This is a genomic window from Psychrobacter fulvigenes, from assembly GCF_904846155.1.
Lineage (GTDB): Bacteria > Pseudomonadota > Gammaproteobacteria > Pseudomonadales > Moraxellaceae > Psychrobacter > Psychrobacter fulvigenes.
On sequence record NZ_CAJGZP010000001.1, the window covers coordinates 3366065 to 3383065 of the forward strand.

At 41.9% G+C, this 17001-nt stretch carries 15 protein-coding genes and 1 pseudogene; 4 read left to right on the forward strand and 12 right to left on the reverse strand.

Annotation, left to right across the window (positions count from 1 at the left end):
• The first annotated feature begins 47 nt into the window (after positions 1-47).
• Positions 48-998 (forward strand): arylamine N-acetyltransferase family protein, encoded by a 951-nt coding sequence (locus JMX03_RS14290; protein WP_201597623.1) that lies wholly within the window; start codon positions 48-50, stop codon positions 996-998.
• A 196-nt stretch (positions 999-1194) separates the two neighbouring features.
• Positions 1195-2718, forward strand: coding sequence for an oxygen-independent coproporphyrinogen III oxidase (gene hemN, locus JMX03_RS14295; protein WP_201597625.1), 1524 nt, complete (start codon positions 1195-1197; stop codon positions 2716-2718).
• 240 nt (positions 2719-2958) lie between these two features.
• Here hemN and JMX03_RS14300 read toward each other — a convergent pair whose 3' ends face one another.
• The 7 genes and pseudogenes from JMX03_RS14300 to grpE all read right to left on the reverse strand — a co-directional run bounded on the left by JMX03_RS14300 (position 2959) and on the right by grpE (position 10816).
• Positions 2959-4341: an esterase-like activity of phytase family protein gene (locus JMX03_RS14300; RefSeq protein WP_201597628.1), complete on the reverse strand. Its 1383-nt coding sequence runs from the start codon at positions 4339-4341 to the stop codon at positions 2959-2961.
• 163 nt (positions 4342-4504) lie between these two features.
• Complete coding sequence (locus JMX03_RS14305) at positions 4505-5365, reverse strand: SPFH domain-containing protein (RefSeq protein WP_201577690.1); 861 nt, start codon at positions 5363-5365, stop codon at positions 4505-4507.
• Positions 5366-5677: 312 nt separating this feature from the next.
• Positions 5678-6133: pseudogene (locus JMX03_RS14310) on the reverse strand (NfeD family protein); the annotation flags it as partial.
• A 199-nt stretch (positions 6134-6332) separates the two neighbouring features.
• The gene (locus JMX03_RS14315) at positions 6333-6884 is read right to left on the reverse strand and encodes a porin family protein (RefSeq protein ID WP_201597630.1); all 552 of its coding nucleotides are present in this window, start codon (positions 6882-6884) and stop codon (positions 6333-6335) included.
• A 217-nt stretch (positions 6885-7101) separates the two neighbouring features.
• Positions 7102-7635, reverse strand: coding sequence for a porin family protein (locus JMX03_RS14320; RefSeq protein WP_201597632.1), 534 nt, complete (start codon positions 7633-7635; stop codon positions 7102-7104).
• 380 nt (positions 7636-8015) lie between these two features.
• The gene (gene dnaK / locus JMX03_RS14325; protein ID WP_201576564.1) at positions 8016-9956 is read right to left on the reverse strand and encodes a molecular chaperone DnaK; all 1941 of its coding nucleotides are present in this window, start codon (positions 9954-9956) and stop codon (positions 8016-8018) included.
• Between the two features lie 254 nt (positions 9957-10210).
• A complete protein-coding gene (grpE, locus tag JMX03_RS14330; RefSeq protein ID WP_201576552.1) occupies positions 10211-10816 on the reverse strand; it encodes a nucleotide exchange factor GrpE in 606 nt (201 codons plus the stop codon).
• Positions 10817-11312: 496 nt separating this feature from the next.
• On the opposite strand from grpE, the gene JMX03_RS14335 reads away from it, so the two are divergent.
• Positions 11313-12740, forward strand: coding sequence for an alpha/beta hydrolase (locus tag JMX03_RS14335; protein ID WP_201576550.1), 1428 nt, complete (start codon positions 11313-11315; stop codon positions 12738-12740).
• Positions 12741-12972: 232 nt separating this feature from the next.
• On the forward strand, positions 12973-13155 hold the full coding sequence (locus tag JMX03_RS14340; protein ID WP_201597634.1) for a hypothetical protein: 183 nt from the start codon (positions 12973-12975) through the stop codon (positions 13153-13155).
• Between the two features lie 142 nt (positions 13156-13297).
• Here JMX03_RS14340 and JMX03_RS14345 read toward each other — a convergent pair whose 3' ends face one another.
• From JMX03_RS14345 to JMX03_RS15220, 5 genes are all read right to left on the reverse strand, one after another.
• A complete protein-coding gene (locus JMX03_RS14345; protein WP_201597636.1) occupies positions 13298-14371 on the reverse strand; it encodes a metallophosphoesterase in 1074 nt (357 codons plus the stop codon).
• A gap of 249 nt (positions 14372-14620) precedes the next feature.
• Positions 14621-15628, reverse strand: a complete 1008-nt coding sequence (locus JMX03_RS14350) for a TIGR01777 family oxidoreductase (RefSeq protein ID WP_201597638.1) — start codon at positions 15626-15628, stop codon at positions 14621-14623.
• A gap of 40 nt (positions 15629-15668) precedes the next feature.
• Complete coding sequence (locus JMX03_RS14355) at positions 15669-15857, reverse strand: hypothetical protein (protein WP_201597640.1); 189 nt, start codon at positions 15855-15857, stop codon at positions 15669-15671.
• A gap of 143 nt (positions 15858-16000) precedes the next feature.
• A complete protein-coding gene (locus JMX03_RS15215; RefSeq protein ID WP_265090487.1) occupies positions 16001-16366 on the reverse strand; it encodes a fatty acid desaturase in 366 nt (121 codons plus the stop codon).
• Positions 16348-16983 (reverse strand): hypothetical protein, encoded by a 636-nt coding sequence (locus tag JMX03_RS15220; RefSeq protein WP_265090488.1) that lies wholly within the window; start codon positions 16981-16983, stop codon positions 16348-16350. Before JMX03_RS15220 ends, JMX03_RS15215 begins: the two co-directional genes overlap by 19 nt.
• Positions 16984-17001 lie beyond the last annotated feature (18 nt).

A 17001-nucleotide genomic window follows, 5' to 3' on the forward strand; every position in this document is an offset into this window, starting at 1 on the left:
TTAAAATATAAGGCAGTCGATTCAAATATAAAAGCCTAGGAGTATCCATGAGCGACATTAATTATAAGTATTATCTTAAACAGTTGGGATTTACAGAGTCGGAGATTAATCAATCGATTACTCCTGATTTAGATACCCTAAAACGTTTACAGTTGGCACATTTAACGCAGTATCCTTTTCAGAGCGTGACCACTATTTTGGATAGACCAGTGGACTTAGAAGAGGAGACAATCTATGACAAGTTAGTTGTGCGACGTTTAGGCGGATATTGTTATGAGCTCAATGGTTTATTTTTAGCGCTGCTACGCCATTTAGGTTATGAGGCGCGTGTCATTACTGGCATCGTTATTATAAACAATCAACTCGAGCCGCGTAACGCTCGCACTCATATGGCTTTGATGGTGACTGTTAATGAACAAAACTATTTGGTTGATGTGGGTTTCGGTGGTCTAGTGCCCAGTGCACCTTTACTATTTACCTATAATCAAGATAACTACAAAGCTGATACTCAAAAGGACAATGATCAACTCGAGCCACAAATACAAACTACGCCGCATGGCCGCTATAAAATCATTAAAGATGATAGCTTCGATAATCAATCTGAGAACCCGATACTACCTCATGCCCAAGTAAATTATGAGCGCTATATCTTATGCTGCGAAGTTAAGTCTGAATGGCAGATGCTCTATGTTTTTGACCTATTACCGCAAATCCAAATGGATATGATTGTCGGTAGTTGGTATATCTCCACTTATCCGAAATCGCCTTTCAAAACTAGGCTCATGGCTTCAAGACTTGATAAAGACGGTAGAAGGCACACGTTATTGAATGATAAATATCAGTGTCATCAGCTGGGCAAACCCAGTCAAAGCACTATTCTAAAAGACCTAAATGAAGTATTGACGCAGCTAAAGGAAGTGTTTTGGATAGATATCGCTGATAAGCTAACTCCAAATGAGCAGCGAAAACTGCAGCATTTTTTGGAAAACAATCAATAAATAGTCCCTATATAAAACCCACCAGCCACCACAATACTAACAAGGATTTGCTATACTAAACCCTATCTATTCAACCATCACTTATTACCAATTAGACGATAAAGACTTAGTTATTAATACCAACAATAACAAGTGTTTAGTAACATTTATCTCATGGGCGTTTAAAATAGTAAGATGGTAATATCAGGAGTACCGTATGACTGAATACTCAGAAAGTCTAATCAATGAGCAGCAACCCACCACCGTCCGTCCTGTTGTTGAGCCCAACAATCCTTACGCGAGTACTCGCGGTAGCTTAGCTAGTAAGCAGCTACCTACTTTTGATGAAGCGATTATCAATAAATACAACCGTTCGGGACCACGCTATACTTCCTACCCGACCGCTTTAGAATTCTCAGAGATACCTGATGGTCTTGAGACAAAAATCCTTCAAGATCGCGAAGCCCGTGCACCGCTATCTTTGTATTTTCACATCCCCTTCTGTCGTCATCTTTGCTACTACTGCGCCTGCAATAAAATTATCACCAAAAAGAACAGCGACTCAGGTGACTACTTGCAGTATTTAATGGCTGAGATTAAGCATAAGCGTCGCTTATTAGCGGTGCCAGATGATAGTGATAAACCACTCGTTAAGCAGCTACATTTAGGCGGCGGGACGCCAACCTTCCTAAGTGATGAAGAGATGGTACAACTGTGGGAGTTTTTGCAGACTCAATTTGAGTTTTTACCTGAAGACGAAGGTGACTACTCTATCGAGATCGACCCACGTGAGCTAGGTGATAATACCCTAAAGACTCTACGAGAGCTTGGCTTTAACCGAGTCAGCTTAGGGGTGCAAGATTTAGACGAGACCGTACAAATCGCAGTCAATCGCGTGTATTCAGCGGAGCTTATTGAAAACGTACTCAACGAGGCACGTGACTTAGGTTTTCATTCTATTAATCTTGATCTAATTTATGGCCTGCCGCATCAGACACCTGTGACCTTAGATAAAACGGTACGCCGCATCATCGAGATGTCACCAGATCGCTTGTCAGTATTCAACTACGCGCATTTGCCAGAGCGCTTTAAAGCCCAACGCCAAATCAAAGATGAAGACTTGCCAGATCCAGCGGCTAAGCTCACCATGCTTGGTAATACCATCAATACGCTGAGCGAAGCGGGTTATCAATATATCGGTATCGACCACTTTGCCAAGCCTGATGACGAGTTGGCTGTCGCACAGCGCGAAGGCAAGCTGCATCGCAACTTCCAAGGGTACACCATTATGGGCGACTGTGATTTGCTGGGGTTTGGCGTTTCATCCATCAGTCAAATTGCCAATGCCAATACCCGCTATATCCTACAAAACGATACGGACCTACAAGCTTACCAAGCCAATATAGATGCTGCACAGAGCAATCCTGCTGTCATGCCTGCGGTAAAAGTTATCAAAACCTCTATCAAAGATCGCTTGCGTGAATATGTGATTATGAATTTACTCTGTCACGACTATATCGACTTTAAAGACGTCAACCAAAAATTCGGTATCGATGCCATCACTTACTTTATTGAGGAAATTCAACAGCTTGGTGCCATGCAAGAAGACAAGCTTATCGATATGGATGCTGCTGGTATTCGGGTATTACCGAAAGGTCGCCTGCTTGGTCGTAACGTAGCCATGGTATTTGATGAATATCTTGATAAAAAGCATAAGAACCGCTTTTCCAAGGTCATTTAAGGCCTCTTCATTCCGCTATTAATGATAGAGAAAGACCTCAATTCAAAACTGAGGTCTTTTTTGTTGTTTATGATAAAGGTGGTTATTTAAATTAAGTCAATCTAGTCTACCGTCGTTCCTCTATAAAGACATACAGTGCTACTGGAGTAAGTTTTACGCAGCCTCTGTCTGCGTAAGCACAGCACGCAAGGAAAATTTATACCAGTAGCACGTTATAATAATGATACTTTTTATTTAGGATTAATTATATTCAGTAGGCATGACGATATATAGCCTATTGGCATCCTCTATGGTTTTTTCACTATCCAGATATTTTTGCTCAACGGTACTTTTCGAATTGATAATCGTTGAGTCTGTCAGCGCAAAATCATCATCATTGAGTAGCCCAAGTGAGCCATCTTGACGCAACCATAGACCTTCTAGTTTGTCATGTGGATAGTCTAATGCCGCGAGAACATCGACTACCAAAGATTTTTTAACTGGTTTAATACTTATGCTTTCAAATACTTGCCAATTGTCTTCACTCTCTGCAATGAGCTGCTCTAGCGTTTGTCCGTCGATAGTCAAGCCTACTGTATCGTCTGGCTTGATAATATCTGTGCTAGCAATCGTCTCAATACTAGTAGCATCAACGATATTAATTTTATAGATAAGTTTTTGCGCAGAGCTATCCTGTAGCGGAAACTTACGGTCATGCTCAATCACATAAAACTCATAACTGTTGAGCGCAACAATGCCCGATGTCACGTGCTGCGCTTTATCAAGACGATACAAATATTGCGCTATGTGACCCGAATCCAAATTGATAGTGACTATCCGCACCAAACTAGAGATACGCCCTGACTTATCAGGATTATCCATAGAGGACTCCATAATACCGACCAGCGTCGTCTGGTCAGGAGTGATGCTTAACGCTTCCATTCCGCGATTGGCACGACGCTTAGCAAACTCTGGCGGTAACAAAATCTGCTTACCATCAATGACCACGTTATTGCGCTCATCACTTGCAAACGGATTGATACGTGCAATCTCTACCCCGTCCGCATCATAATGAACCAAGTGCGGCCCATACTCATCACTGATCCAAAAACTGCCATCTTTGAGTACAGCAAGGCCTTCAGGATCCAGACCATTGATATCCGTTCTGATGGGGTTACTCACCTCATCAAAAGGTAGGTTTGGATTCACAGTCATCGGCTGTCCATCGACATCGTAAGGGACTTCATTGGTTCCGCCCAACGCTTTTGGATTTGGTAATCCAGAAATAGGCTTGCCGCTGCTGTCTTTAAGCAGTATCTCTTTAATCTTGGTAATACTTCCGTCGGCTTGTAGCTCAAACAGCCCAATGCGCGGGGTATAATCAGGTACCAAAAACTGCTTACCCTTACCTGCAATGCCCTCAAAATCAGCATTGGGGCCACGATCGGTCAGCACATAAAACTGATTGGCATTGGTTGGATGTGCCGCTGCATCTGAGCCAAAGCCGCCGCCTCGAATCTCAAGCTTCCTCTCAGGATAAGCAGCATTGGTGTGCGAGTCATCAAGCACGACATAAGGTAATGGACTGCCTTGTACAAACTCATCTATATTGATGAGTTCTGTATTCACATCTTGCTTGGTCATTTTTGCATTCCTTAAACAGTTTTTATTATTAAAATAACAACACCTGCTACCGATTGAAGAAAAATTTTAACTAATTACAACTCAAAAAAATAGCCAGCGCATAATAAGCTAACTGACTATTTTTAGGCGTTCTTTGTCTTAGATATGGTTAAAACATGACTGGTTAAACTTTTAGTTTATCACCAACCATACCTTTTACCGTACTTAGTATATCAGCAGGTAATACCACCATTTTTGAGTTATCAGACTCAGCTAACTGACGAATCGACTTGATATACTGCTCACCAAGCAAGTAGACAATCGGCATTTCTTCATCGCCCATAGCAGCGGTAATAAGACGAATAGACTCTTCAGACCCTTTGGCCAGTACGACTTGCGCTTCAGCATCGCGGCGTGAGGCCTCCAAGCGCCCATCTGCTTCCAAGATAGCAGCCTGCTTTTGACCATCGGCACGTGTCACTGTCGCACGGCGGAGACGCTCTGCCGCTGCCTGCTCTTCCATCGACGCCTGCATGGTTTGTGAAGGATTAATATCTTGAATCTCTACTGTTTTAAGGGTAATACCCCAATCGGCAATATCTTCTGAAATCGCATGTTTAAGCAAGGCTTTAATTTCATCACGGCTAGATAAGGCATTATCTAAATCCATCTCACCAATGATAGAACGCAATGAAGTCTGCACCAAATTACGAATACCATACTCATAATCCTCAATACCATAAACCGCTTTATCAGGGCGCACGATATTAATATAAGCAACGGCGTTGGCAATAATAACCACGTTATCACGAGTAATGACTTCTTGTGAGGGGATATCAAGGACGATATCTTTAGTCGTTACTTTATAGGCAATCCTATCAACAAAAGGAATAATAATACTAAATCCAGGCTCTAAAGTTTGTTGATACTTACCTAGCCGCTGAACCACCCATTTGTAGCCTTGCGGCACGATACATACGCCTTTGTATACCGTAAAGACGACTAGCGCAGCCAATACCAGCATAACGATACTAAGGCCATTCATGCTATTGATAATACTATTCATAAAGCTCTCTCCTTGCGCCATTGCTCTGAATAGTGCAGCAATGTCTCATTTTTTGATCTCTACTAATCCATTGTATGATTGTACTGTAAATAGCTCCTACGAATGGTTATGCTAAGTAACGACTTCAGCCTATCAATTGTCTGTAAACTTCTTATTCAGGCGAGCTCTATCAAGGTTTTCTTTATTAAGGCTCAGCTTACTTTGCTCAACTTTACGACGATTCATTTCATTGGATCTTAACTCATTGATATTGGGCCGACTAGCAACGACAGGTGCTGCAATACGTTTGGTAGGCGCTACCACTAGCTCATTACCAGTAATATCAGTCACCACCACTCGATCACCTACTTCCACAGTTTCATCAATAGTACGACAATCCCATTCATCTGCGCCCACTATAGGCACATTGAAACGTACACGCCCAGAGATACCGTCTTGCGGCTTAACGACAATCATACCTGTCTCTCCGATGATTACAGTACCGCCCAGTCCAGCCTTTGTACGATCTACCGATAGTGGTTTGATATATTTGACCCAAGCAAACATAAATACTACGGATAGAGCTAACCAGATAATGACTTGTGCAAATAAAGGGATAGGTAATAACCAAGCTAAGGCAGCAACGATAACCGCAGCAGCGCCAAACCAAAGGCTAGCAAAGGTCGGAATAAAAATCTCAGCAATCATCAATAAAAAACCCAGTACGAGCCAATGCCAAGGCTCAATCATCCAAATAGTCTCAATCATTGCCATACCCTCCTCTGCATTCCTACCTTTTAATGTACCACAATTTGGTTATAGATATTGTCTTAAAAATCAATAATATAACCTATTATTATCCTAGTAGAGATATAATTGAAACTATTATCTAAAAAAATTAAACGCACAAAAAAACGACCGCCTAAGCGATCGTTTTATCATAGCTAATAAGCCGTATTTCAGAGACTTAAAACTTTAAATGAGCACCTAGAGTAAGTAGTTTGGCATCAACATCGCTGTCCATTATGCCGTACTCTGCTTCAACATTAAAACTAGGGTTAACTGCATAACCCAAGCCTATGCCACCTGCGATACCTTTTTCACTAGTCGATAGTGACCTTCCATCAGTTAAATTAATATCCACTTCAGTCTTCGCAAGACCTAGTTTACCTTTGGCGTATAGTGCGGTATTAGCAAAAGCGTAACGATAAGTGCCATAAACACCATAAGTCTTGGCATCAATATCACCTTTGATACCATCAGCGCTGATATCAGCATCATCAGAACCGACGTATTCAACTTCCATACCAAAGTTATTATCAAAATAGAGACCTGCATAGACTCCATAAGCTGTTGGATCATCGACATTCGCATCATCAACATCCAAACTAAATTGACCAGCCTTGATACCCACGTATGGCTGAGTGGTATAACTCCCATAGGTCATAGCTGCTTGTGCGCTCACACTTACTAATGAGGCAGTTGCTAAAACTATCAAAGACTTCTGTAAAATATTCATACACCCTCCTAATCAAACAAATAGTTAACTAAAGAAACTGAGCATTTATTTTTTATATAAAATATCGCTCAAACTGTCATTAAAACTTTAACATCAGTAAACAGTTTCTATCATACATTCTTTAATCAAAATATATTAGTTTTTATAGAGAGTTTTTAGCAAAAAAACGACCGCCTAAGCGATCGTTTTTATATTTAATAAGTTACTAACTAGATATTTAGAACTTTAAGTGTGCACCAACAGTCCATAGATCTGCATCGCTACCCAACTTGTCATATTCAGCTTCGACACTGAAATCTGAGTTCACTGCATAACCTAGACCAATACCACCAGCAATACTGGTATCTTTGTCTGAGATGTTACTAAGTGGAACAGTACTAGAAGCTTTCACTTCAGTTCTGGCAACACCTAATTTACCTTTAGCATATAGAGCAGTGTTCGGGAAAGTATAACGGTAAGTACCATAAGCGCCATAAGTCTTGGCATCTACGTCACCATTATAATAATCCGCATCGTCTGAACCTAAGTACTCAACTTCCATACCAAAGTTAGGATCGAAGTTATAACCAGCATAGACACCATAAGCTGTTGGCTTGTCTGCACCATTAAGGTCTAAGTCAAACTGACCAGCTTTGATACCTACGTACGGCTGACCAACATAACCACTACCGTAAGAGACAGCTGCTTGTGCGCCTACGCTAACTAAAGAACCTACTGCTAGTGCTAATAAAGTTTTTTGTAAAGTTTTCATTATTATCTCCTTAAAACGAATTTTGACAAACAAGTTATTTATTTATTACTACTGACTAAAAGTAGCCACATCGCCTTGTTTGCTAACGATGAATATATAGTAACAAAGTATTTCGAACGCTGTGTCAGTGTTTAATAGTGCGACAGTTAAGTTTTGCAAGCGTATGTCAGCAACTGGGTTACAAAGGCCTAGATATGAAATATCTTGTTACAAACCTAGCTTTATGCTTCATTTTATGTCCACTTTTATCATTCAATGAACTGAGACAGTATCAGCACTCTCATATACCTATTGTGATATAGAGCTTTATATCACAATAAAAAGCGCACTCCATAGAGTGCGCTTTTCCTTAAGCTATGTTCACAATCAGCAGTTAATGCTTATTTTTTGTCTTCATCAACTTCAGTAAACTCGGCATCAACGACATCATCGTCAGCTTGGCTGCTATCTGCTGCATCCGCACCTTGTTGGAACTGATTTGGATCCATACCTTCAGCGCCTGCACCGCTATCAGCGTAGATCTTTTGGCTGACCGGTAAGAATGCGTTGTCCAACGCTTCAAGCTTGGCTTTGATATCGTCGTGATCATCTTCTTTGGTAGCCGCTTCAAGCTCAGAGATGGCTGTTTCTACTGTCGATTTTTCATCTTCAGTCACTTTATCTTCAGCTTCTTTCAGTGCTTTTTGTACCGCATGGATACGACCATCTGCTTCGTTACGCACTTGTGCTAAGTTCGCAAACTTCTCATCTTCAGCGGCGTTCGCTTCAGCGTCGCGTACCATTTGCTCGACTTCTTCATCCGACAAGCCGGAGTCTGCTTTAATCTGGATACTCTGTGCTTTACCAGTACCTTTATCAGTCGCTGAAATGTTCATGATACCGTCAGCGTTGATATCAAAGGTCACTTCGATTTGTGGCAGACCACGTGGTGCTGGTGGAATATCGGTTAAATCAAAACGGCCAAGCTGTTTGTTTTGGTTAGCGATTTTACGCTCACCTTGATAGACCTGAATCGTTACTGCTGGCTGGTTATCTTCTGCCGTAGAGAACACTTGTGATTTCTTAGTAGGAATCATGGTGTTTTTCTCAATGATTGGCGTCATCACACCACCCATTGTTTCGATACCAAGCGTCAGTGGCGTTACGTCAAGTAGTAATACGTCGGTTTTGTCGCCAGACAATACTGCACCTTGAATCGCTGCACCCGCTGCTACTGCTTCATCAGGGTTAACGTCTTTACGTGGCTCTTGACCGAAGAACTCTTGTACTTTCTGTTGTACAAGTGGCATACGCGTCTGACCACCAACTAAGATAACGTCATCGATGTCAGCATTTTTAAGGCCAGCATCTTCTAGTGCAATCTTACAAGGACCCATCGTGCGTTGTACCAACTCTTCCGTCAGGCTCTCTAGCTTTGAGCGGCTGATGGTTATGACTAAATGCTTAGGACCACTGCTGTCAGCAGTAATATATGGTAAGTTCACTTCAGTGCTTTGGGCACTTGATAGCTCAATCTTCGCTTTTTCAGCAGCCTCTTTTAGACGCTGCATCGCTAGTGAGTCACCTTTTAAGTTGACGTCTTGTTCTTTTTTGAACTCATTGACTAGATAGTCAATCAAAGCTGAGTCAAAGTCTTCACCACCAAGGAAAGTGTCACCGTTGGTTGATAATACTTCAAACTGCTGCTCGCCATCGACGTCAGCGATTTCGATGATTGATACGTCAAAAGTACCACCACCTAAGTCATAGACAGCAACCGTGCTATCGCCTTGCTTTTTATCCATACCATAAGCGAGTGCGGCGGCTGTTGGTTCGTTGATAATACGTTTTACATCAAGACCAGCAATTTTACCCGCATCTTTCGTTGCTTGACGCTGTGAGTCGTTAAAGTAAGCAGGGACAGTAATGACCGCTTCAGTAACGCTTTCACCTAAGTAGTCTTCTGCTGTTTTTTTCATTTTTGTTAAGATGTCAGCAGAAATCTGTGGCGGCGCTAACTTCTTACCGTTTACTTCGACCCAAGCATCACCATTATCGGCTTTAACGATTTTGTATGGCACCATACCGATGTCTTTTTGTACGACCTTGTCATCAAAGCGACGACCGATCAGACGTTTGATCGCAAACAAAGTGTTATTTGGGTTGGTGACTGCTTGACGTTTGGCTGATTGGCCAACCAGTGTCTCGTCATCTTTATAAGCGACGATAGAGGGTGTGGTACGTGTACCTTCCGCGTTTTCGATAATTTTAACGCTATCACCTTCCATTACCGCAACACATGAGTTAGTTGTACCTAAATCAATACCAATAACTTTACCCATAATTTATTACTCCAAATCTATTTTGATACGTAAATGTTTAATATTAGTGGCTAACCAGCAGCACTGGTTAAGTTGTCCATCCGCGATAGAGCTGATTATTCGAAGTTTTTAATAACAGTCTATAAGCGGTTACTTGTTGCTTTATATCGGTTTGCATCTATAACTTTTCAAGTCAATATCGATGCAAAAACCTGCCTTTGTGTGTATTTTTGTGAATATCCTTAGCTTTAATAAGGTTTAGCGCCTCTGATACCCTACTGTCCGACACGTACCATAGCAGGGCGCAGTAAGCGACCATTTAGGCTATAGCCTTTTTGCAATACCGTACCGACCGTATCTGCTGGAGCGTCGGTATCAATACCTACCGCTTCATGAAAATCAGCGTTAAACTTCTCATCTTGTGGATCGATGACTTCTACGCCATTCTTATTCAAGACATCCAGTAATGCTTTATGAGTCAACTTCACCCCTTCAGCAACTGGATCTGTATCGTCAGCGTTTTCAATAGCGCGCTCTAAATTATCGACGACCTCTAACAACTCTTTGGCAAATTTTTGCAAAGCAAATTTTTTGCTTTTATCTGCTTCTTGTTCCATACGCTTTTGCGCATTGTAGGCTTCTGCATTGGCACGAGCAGTGGTCTCGCGGGCTTGCTTGACTTCGCCCTCTAGCTCTGCGATACGCGCGTTGAAAGCATCAATATCGATCTCGTTTTCAATGGTCGTGTTCTCTTCTGAGTTATTTTGTGGATCAAACTCATTCAGCGTTTCTGCTAATACGCTGTCTTCACGCTCGATATTACTTTGTGCAGCCTTTGGGTTTTCTACGTCATGTTCGTGATTAGGGACTTGCTCGCTCATGATAGCTCCTTATGATTTTAATAAAATAATAGGTTTTTAATAATTTGACGAACGTTTAATGATTTTGGATACACTCTCATTGGATGCCAACTTATTTGGCTCAATCATGTCTTTGTCACAACAGTATCTAATAGCTGATTGATAAAGGTCATGAGTCTAAATTTCAAGCCTAAAGCATAGGTATTTTTTATTGACAATATAAGTCGTACAAACTTTGGCAAGTGTTTTGCAGTAATTTGATAAGTAGTTTGTAGTAGATAGAGAGTCGTCTCTCTTTAAGCACAGTTCTAAGTACAGTAAATAGTTTTGGATGCTAACGATACCCACAAAAAACCTCAGCCATTCCTGATGCTTTACTATTACTATCTAAATGATTACTAAATAAAACTTAAAATCATTGTTTTTGCCTTATTATCGCTTTAAATAATATAACTTAAGCTAAAGTAACAGCTGGTTGATTACAGCCAATACTGACAATAATTTTATGAGAGGTTTTATGCCAAGCTTACCAGTAGCATCGTTTGAGACCTTGCTCGACAAAGCGGTAAAGACATTCAAATTTACCTCTTTGGGTCAAGTAGCAAGCGATAAGCAAGAAAGTAGCACTGATGACAACCCCTTATCAGTCAAACAAATACTGCTCAACCACAATCCATTAACAAGTTATCAGCAGCATACACTGCATTATGTGATGAAAGGTTTTGGCTACCTGCCAACACCCTTATTAGAAAGCTTAATTAGGTATTTGAAAGGTCCCATCTCAAAGCAGTATTTGCATGTTGATGCGCACCTACGCTTGATACTCGCGGTGAATAGCAAGCTAAAAAGACCTTTGCAACTGACAGAAATGGCTGAGCTGCGCAAAAAATTTGCGGCCGATGCGGTTGCAATGCAAGCGCCAAAAGTATGGCGAGAAAATACCACCCATATATTAAGCAAAGCGAGGTGTTCTACTAAAAAGAACAGCACTGCCGTAAGTTGGCAAGACAAAACCATCGCCAATGCTGACGAGGATGAAATGACTGTGCGTTGCTATCAAGCAAGCGCTAGCCATACAGACGCTCGCTCTATAAACGCACAAAATCAAAATCCTGACGAGATAGTAATGTTGTTCTTTCATGGTGGTGGGTTTTGTATCGGTGATATTGATACGCATCATGAGTTTTGTCATACCGTCTGTGCGCAAACTGGCTGGGCAGTCGTTAGTGTGGACTATCGCTTAGCACCAGAACACCCTTCTCCAGCAGCACTACGAGACTGCATCAGCGCTTACGCTTGGTTGGCTGAAAACTGCCAGGCTCTTGGCGCATCGTCATCTCGTATCGTCCTAGCTGGTGATAGCGCTGGCGGCGGTTTATCAACTTTGATTGCGCAGCAAGTGATCACACCAACGAAGAGCGCGTGGTCAGACTTGGGTTTGGATGGTCAAAAGACATTCAATCTATTAAAGGATTTGCCCCATCCACTTGCACAAATGCCTTTATACCCAGTGACCGATGTCGAAAATGACTATCCAAGTTGGGAGTTGTATGGTGAAGGCCTACTACTAGACCACGCAGACGTGGCAGTATTTGATGCTGCCTGTTTGGAGAATAGCCCATTACCTCGCCAGCATATTCTTAACTCGCCAATGCTTGGTGATAACAGCCAAGTATGTCCCACCTACGTGGTGGCTGCCGAGTTAGATGTCCTGCGTGACGAAGCGTTTGCCTATGCAAAACAGCTGCGCAGTCATGATATTGAAGTCAAAACCCATACTGTGCTTGGTGCACCGCATGGCTTTGTTAACTTAATGAGCGTGCATAAGAGACTAGGCTATGAAACCAGATACATTATTGATGGGTTTAACCGCTTTATAAAACAGTTAATTCAAAAAGAAAAAAGTGATTTATCGTCATCAGCAACGTGCGTATGTATGGAATAAGTATGACTGAGAAGATTATGCTCAACGCTATAGCTCGCACTGATAAAACTTTGGAGCCGACTCACTCTAGAAATAACGTAATACTGAAGGGACAAAGTCGCTTATTTACAGATATGCTGTCTTTTGCTACCTTTATGAGTTCATCAAGAGACGTATTAATACTGAGCAATCAACTATTAAAATGTCTATATAAAAAAGTGCTTATTAACCAAAAAACTTACTGGAGAAACCAATGCCACAAACAACCTACCAAGCTCAAGTCACTAGCAAGGATGCTGCTGATAAATTAGTTGCTGATACTGAGAACCTACAAGGCGTAAAGTGGGTCAATGTCAATATAGATAAAGGCACTATCGTCGTCACTCATGGCGAAGATTATGATGAATCAGCATTTAAATCAGCAGCTAGTATCTAATCCTTACTTTTTGAAGTCTATTCCTCATTCTGCAAAAATCACTGACACTACAGGTCTTTTTTGACAGCTCGGTGATTTTCTAAATAAACACATCTATTACTTTAATCTATATATCTAATGTGCAACTGCACAGGCTGTCTCTTTAGTCGGCTTGCTGCAGAGTAATTATCCATACCTCAGAGCGCGTGCCCAATCTAAAGGGCACAGGGCCAAACCCATATCCTGATGTCACCAAAAACTGTGTGTCTTCTATGTTTTTGGTACCATGCGCTAATGGTTTGAACCATTTCATCAGTGTCGTTAGTGGGAATATCTGTCCGCCATGCGTATGTCCAGATAGATGCAAATCGATTGGCAAAGGGCTTATCTCTTTTATATTGTCAGGACGATGCTCTAAAAATATAACTGGTTTGTCTGTGTCTACTTGAGTTAATAGTTCCTCCGCTGTCAAGCGTGTAAGGTCAACATCGTCCGAGCGTCCAACCAGCCATACCGAACCATCTAGCAGCACACTCTCGCTATCAAGCGCTTTGATACCAGCCTTTTCGATAGCACGCGCTATCTGCTCATCATAACCCTGATAATCGTGATTGCCCAAGGTAGCATAGACGCCAAGCGGTGCTTTTAGTTTCGATAGTTGCTCATGCATGTTGGTATTGTCATAGGCGATGGTAGTGTCATTCATAATGTCGCCAGCGATAACCACCACATCAGGATGTTGGGCATCGATTAAGGTAACCATCTTCTGTATCTGCCGATTACCAAACCACCGACCCAAATGGGTATCCGATACTAAGGCTATTTTCAGGGGTTGTGGCATGGGCTTATCTGTCGTCACCGTCAGATTATGTACCACTGGCGAGTAGGCATTGAATACAGCTAAGCCAACAATCCCCATATACACAACGACAGCAAACGAACGTACAAGCTTGGGAGGTAGGGCTCGCTGAAATAGCTTTCTATAAATCAGCCACCCAATAGCGACTATAAAAACAGCATAAAGCATAAACCCTTGCAAGATGCTAATCACTAAATAAACATGAAAACGCTCATACCAATACTCAGTCAGTCCGTAAACCAATGCCACATTATTAATAACAAAAATAGCCAAGATGAGCGCAACTTTACTGAAAGTACGACTTGGTTGAATGAACCACCAAACAATAACACTGGTCATGATGACTAGTATTTGAGTAAAAACGATAAAAAACCACATAATAAGGTCTGATCAAATAAAGATATGGCTATCTTACGCCAAAACCCTTATACGCTAAAGATAGGGAGATTGATTTCATAAAAACTCCATAATCTTTGGATGCACCATAGTTATTTTGCAGTTTTATTTATCTCAAAAACACAGTAAAAGTTTCAAATAAACTATTAAAAGCAAATTAACCCGCTAATATTGTTTCATGTGAAACAACATTGGCTTTTCCTACTTTTGCTTTTCCTACTTTTGCTTTTCCTACTTTTGCTTTTCTAACGCCTGCTGCAATGTTAGATGCTTAAACTCATAACCCGCATCAAGTAAGGCTTGCGGTAATACCTTTTGCCCATCAATTAATAAGGTCGACATCTCACCAAATATTAGCTTAAGAAAAAAGCTTGGCAAGCTAAAAAAAGTCGGACGATTTAGCCATGACCCAAGCTCCTTGGTAAAAGTATGATTGGTCACAGGATTGGGCGCAGTGAGATTATATACTAGCGCGGCTGTATCATTTGTTGTCTGCAAGCTGTTGTCATTGGTCGTTAGGCTATTTGAAGTTGAGTCAGTAACTTGTTTGGTATCAGTACTCTGAATGTGAGACTTGCCAGCAAGATGCTTCTCAATGATAAAGATAGCCGCCCCTACCCAGTCCTCACGGCTGACCCAGCTCATGATTTGTTTGCCATCGCCTAACTGTCCGCCAACGCCCATCTTAAATGGCAGTAGCAATTTACCAATCATCCCGCCATCAGGATGGATAACGACGCCAGTACGCACGATAGCCACTGGTACGCCATATTCGGTTGCTTTTAGGGCCAATTGCTCCCACTCATCACAAAGCTTGTGAGAGAAGTCCGTCTCATACCCACTACTTTCGGTCAGTGGTTTATCACCTTGGGCACCATACCAACCAATCGCTGAACCACTGACCAAAAGTTTTGGCTTGGTGCTGCTGCGCGCGATGAACTCAAGTAGCGACTCTGTTGGCTTCACGCGACTAGCGAGCAGTTGCTCTTTACGCGCATCGCTCCAACGCTTATCAGCAATGCCAGCACCTGCTAGATTTAAAACCACATCAAAGCTTTTATCAGTCTTTGCAAGCTCATCATAGGTCATCATACTGACACCATCAGGATGCGCTTGGCTGCTATCGCGAGTCAGCCAAGTAATGTGCAGCTCTCTATTCTGCGCACGGTAGCGTGTCATTAACTCACGACTAAACGCACTACCCAAAAATCCTGAACCACCGCTAATGAGAATATTCATGCCCTGCTCCCTATACTTGTTATTTATCATTTATTTAAAGTTAACTCTTTATAACCATCGTCTTCCTTTTTGGCAGTGATATCAAAACGACTTTTACATACTTTTGGTAAAGCAATGCAGCTGGCAATAACAGCTGCACAATCAGCCCACTAATAACACTGCCAAGTCCTGCAAATAAAATAATCACTTGTAGGTAAGGATATGCCTCAACCCTTTTATTCATTTTCATTATATTTATCCTATAACCGTTAGTCGTTAACTTAGTATAAATAGTGTCTTGGTAGTGCTCATGAATTTGCCATGGATAATTGATGAGTATTTATCTAGCACCTTCTCTTAATTTCAATAAAGCTTACGCAATTGCTAATTCCACTACGCAAAGCGTTTACGGATAGGGCACTCACCATCATCGTTACTATGATGATATCTGTCTTTTATTTTATTCCAGAGGTTCTTTATAAAGCTTATAAGCTCACTCATACGTGGCAATACTTGTTGGTTGGTCAGGTGTGGTGCTGCCGCATCTAATCGCTTGGCAAGCTCAGGTAAATGGTTGGATGGTACCGCGGGGAAAAGATGATGCTCTACGTGGTACAGTAAGTTAAAAGTCAGTATATTGACCAATTTATTACGCTCAGTACGGGCGACGGTCTCATCACAATCATGGTGCACGCCCCAGACCGCAATGATTCCGACACTCACGTTGGCAAGCGTCATCGTCAGTATGTGATAAACCAACACTTGCGCCAGCAGTGCAGCAGTGCAGCAGTGCAGCAGTGCAGCAGTGCAGCAGTAGGAGCATTCACTATGCTAAGGCCGATTGCAGCCATAACGACCAAAATAATTGAAGCAAACTCTAGCCAAGCTAGGCGTCGATTGCGACGGCTGCTTAGACGTAGCCCTTGACGATAGATATCAAGTCGATAAGTCACGCCTCCTAACAGTGCTTGCCACCATGATAGTTTCGCCAGACCACCTTCTATGTCACTGTCACCCAATGGATTGCGGTGATGCTCCATGTGAGTGGCTCGAATACTGTGTAAGCCAGTCATCAATAACACACTAAGTAACAATAATATGCCCGTGGTCGTATGTTTACTGGTGCCTAAACTATGGTGATAACCGTCGTGAGCTTGGCGAAAGGCTGCAGCAAAAAAGAAATAAGAAGCGCCGCATGCCAACACATACCAAGACTGGCTAGCAAACCACCATGACAACAACAAAAACGGATAGGGCAAAATCACATTGTAAGCAATCTGACCGCGACTCAATTGGTGCAAATCTTGCCATTCTAATGAGCTCAAAGCATGTTTGATCGCTGTACTCTTATTACTCTGTATTTTATTCGCTTTCATTTTACAAATCCTTTTGTT

Excerpts from the sequence above, each read along its gene's own strand:
- JMX03_RS14335 (WP_201576550.1), top strand. The coding sequence starts at position 11,313 with ATGCCAAGCTTACCAGTAGCATCGTTTGAGACCTTGCTCGACAAAGCG.
- JMX03_RS14345 (WP_201597636.1), bottom strand. The coding sequence starts at position 14,371 with ATGTGGTTTTTTATCGTTTTTACTCAAATACTAGTCATCATGACCAGT.
- JMX03_RS14305 (WP_201577690.1), bottom strand. The coding sequence starts at position 5,365 with ATGAATGGCCTTAGTATCGTTATGCTGGTATTGGCTGCGCTAGTCGTC.
- JMX03_RS14290 (WP_201597623.1), top strand. The coding sequence starts at position 48 with ATGAGCGACATTAATTATAAGTATTATCTTAAACAGTTGGGATTTACA.
- JMX03_RS14315 (WP_201597630.1), bottom strand. The coding sequence starts at position 6,884 with ATGAATATTTTACAGAAGTCTTTGATAGTTTTAGCAACTGCCTCATTA.
- hemN (WP_201597625.1), top strand. The coding sequence starts at position 1,195 with ATGACTGAATACTCAGAAAGTCTAATCAATGAGCAGCAACCCACCACC.
- dnaK (WP_201576564.1), bottom strand. The coding sequence starts at position 9,956 with ATGGGTAAAGTTATTGGTATTGATTTAGGTACAACTAACTCATGTGTT.
- JMX03_RS14355 (WP_201597640.1), bottom strand. The coding sequence starts at position 15,857 with ATGAAAATGAATAAAAGGGTTGAGGCATATCCTTACCTACAAGTGATT.
- grpE (WP_201576552.1), bottom strand. The coding sequence starts at position 10,816 with ATGAGCGAGCAAGTCCCTAATCACGAACATGACGTAGAAAACCCAAAG.
- JMX03_RS14340 (WP_201597634.1), top strand. The coding sequence starts at position 12,973 with ATGCCACAAACAACCTACCAAGCTCAAGTCACTAGCAAGGATGCTGCT.
- JMX03_RS15220 (WP_265090488.1), bottom strand. The coding sequence starts at position 16,983 with ATGAAAGCGAATAAAATACAGAGTAATAAGAGTACAGCGATCAAACAT.
- JMX03_RS14350 (WP_201597638.1), bottom strand. The coding sequence starts at position 15,628 with ATGAATATTCTCATTAGCGGTGGTTCAGGATTTTTGGGTAGTGCGTTT.
- JMX03_RS14320 (WP_201597632.1), bottom strand. The coding sequence starts at position 7,635 with ATGAAAACTTTACAAAAAACTTTATTAGCACTAGCAGTAGGTTCTTTA.
- JMX03_RS14300 (WP_201597628.1), bottom strand. The coding sequence starts at position 4,341 with ATGACCAAGCAAGATGTGAATACAGAACTCATCAATATAGATGAGTTT.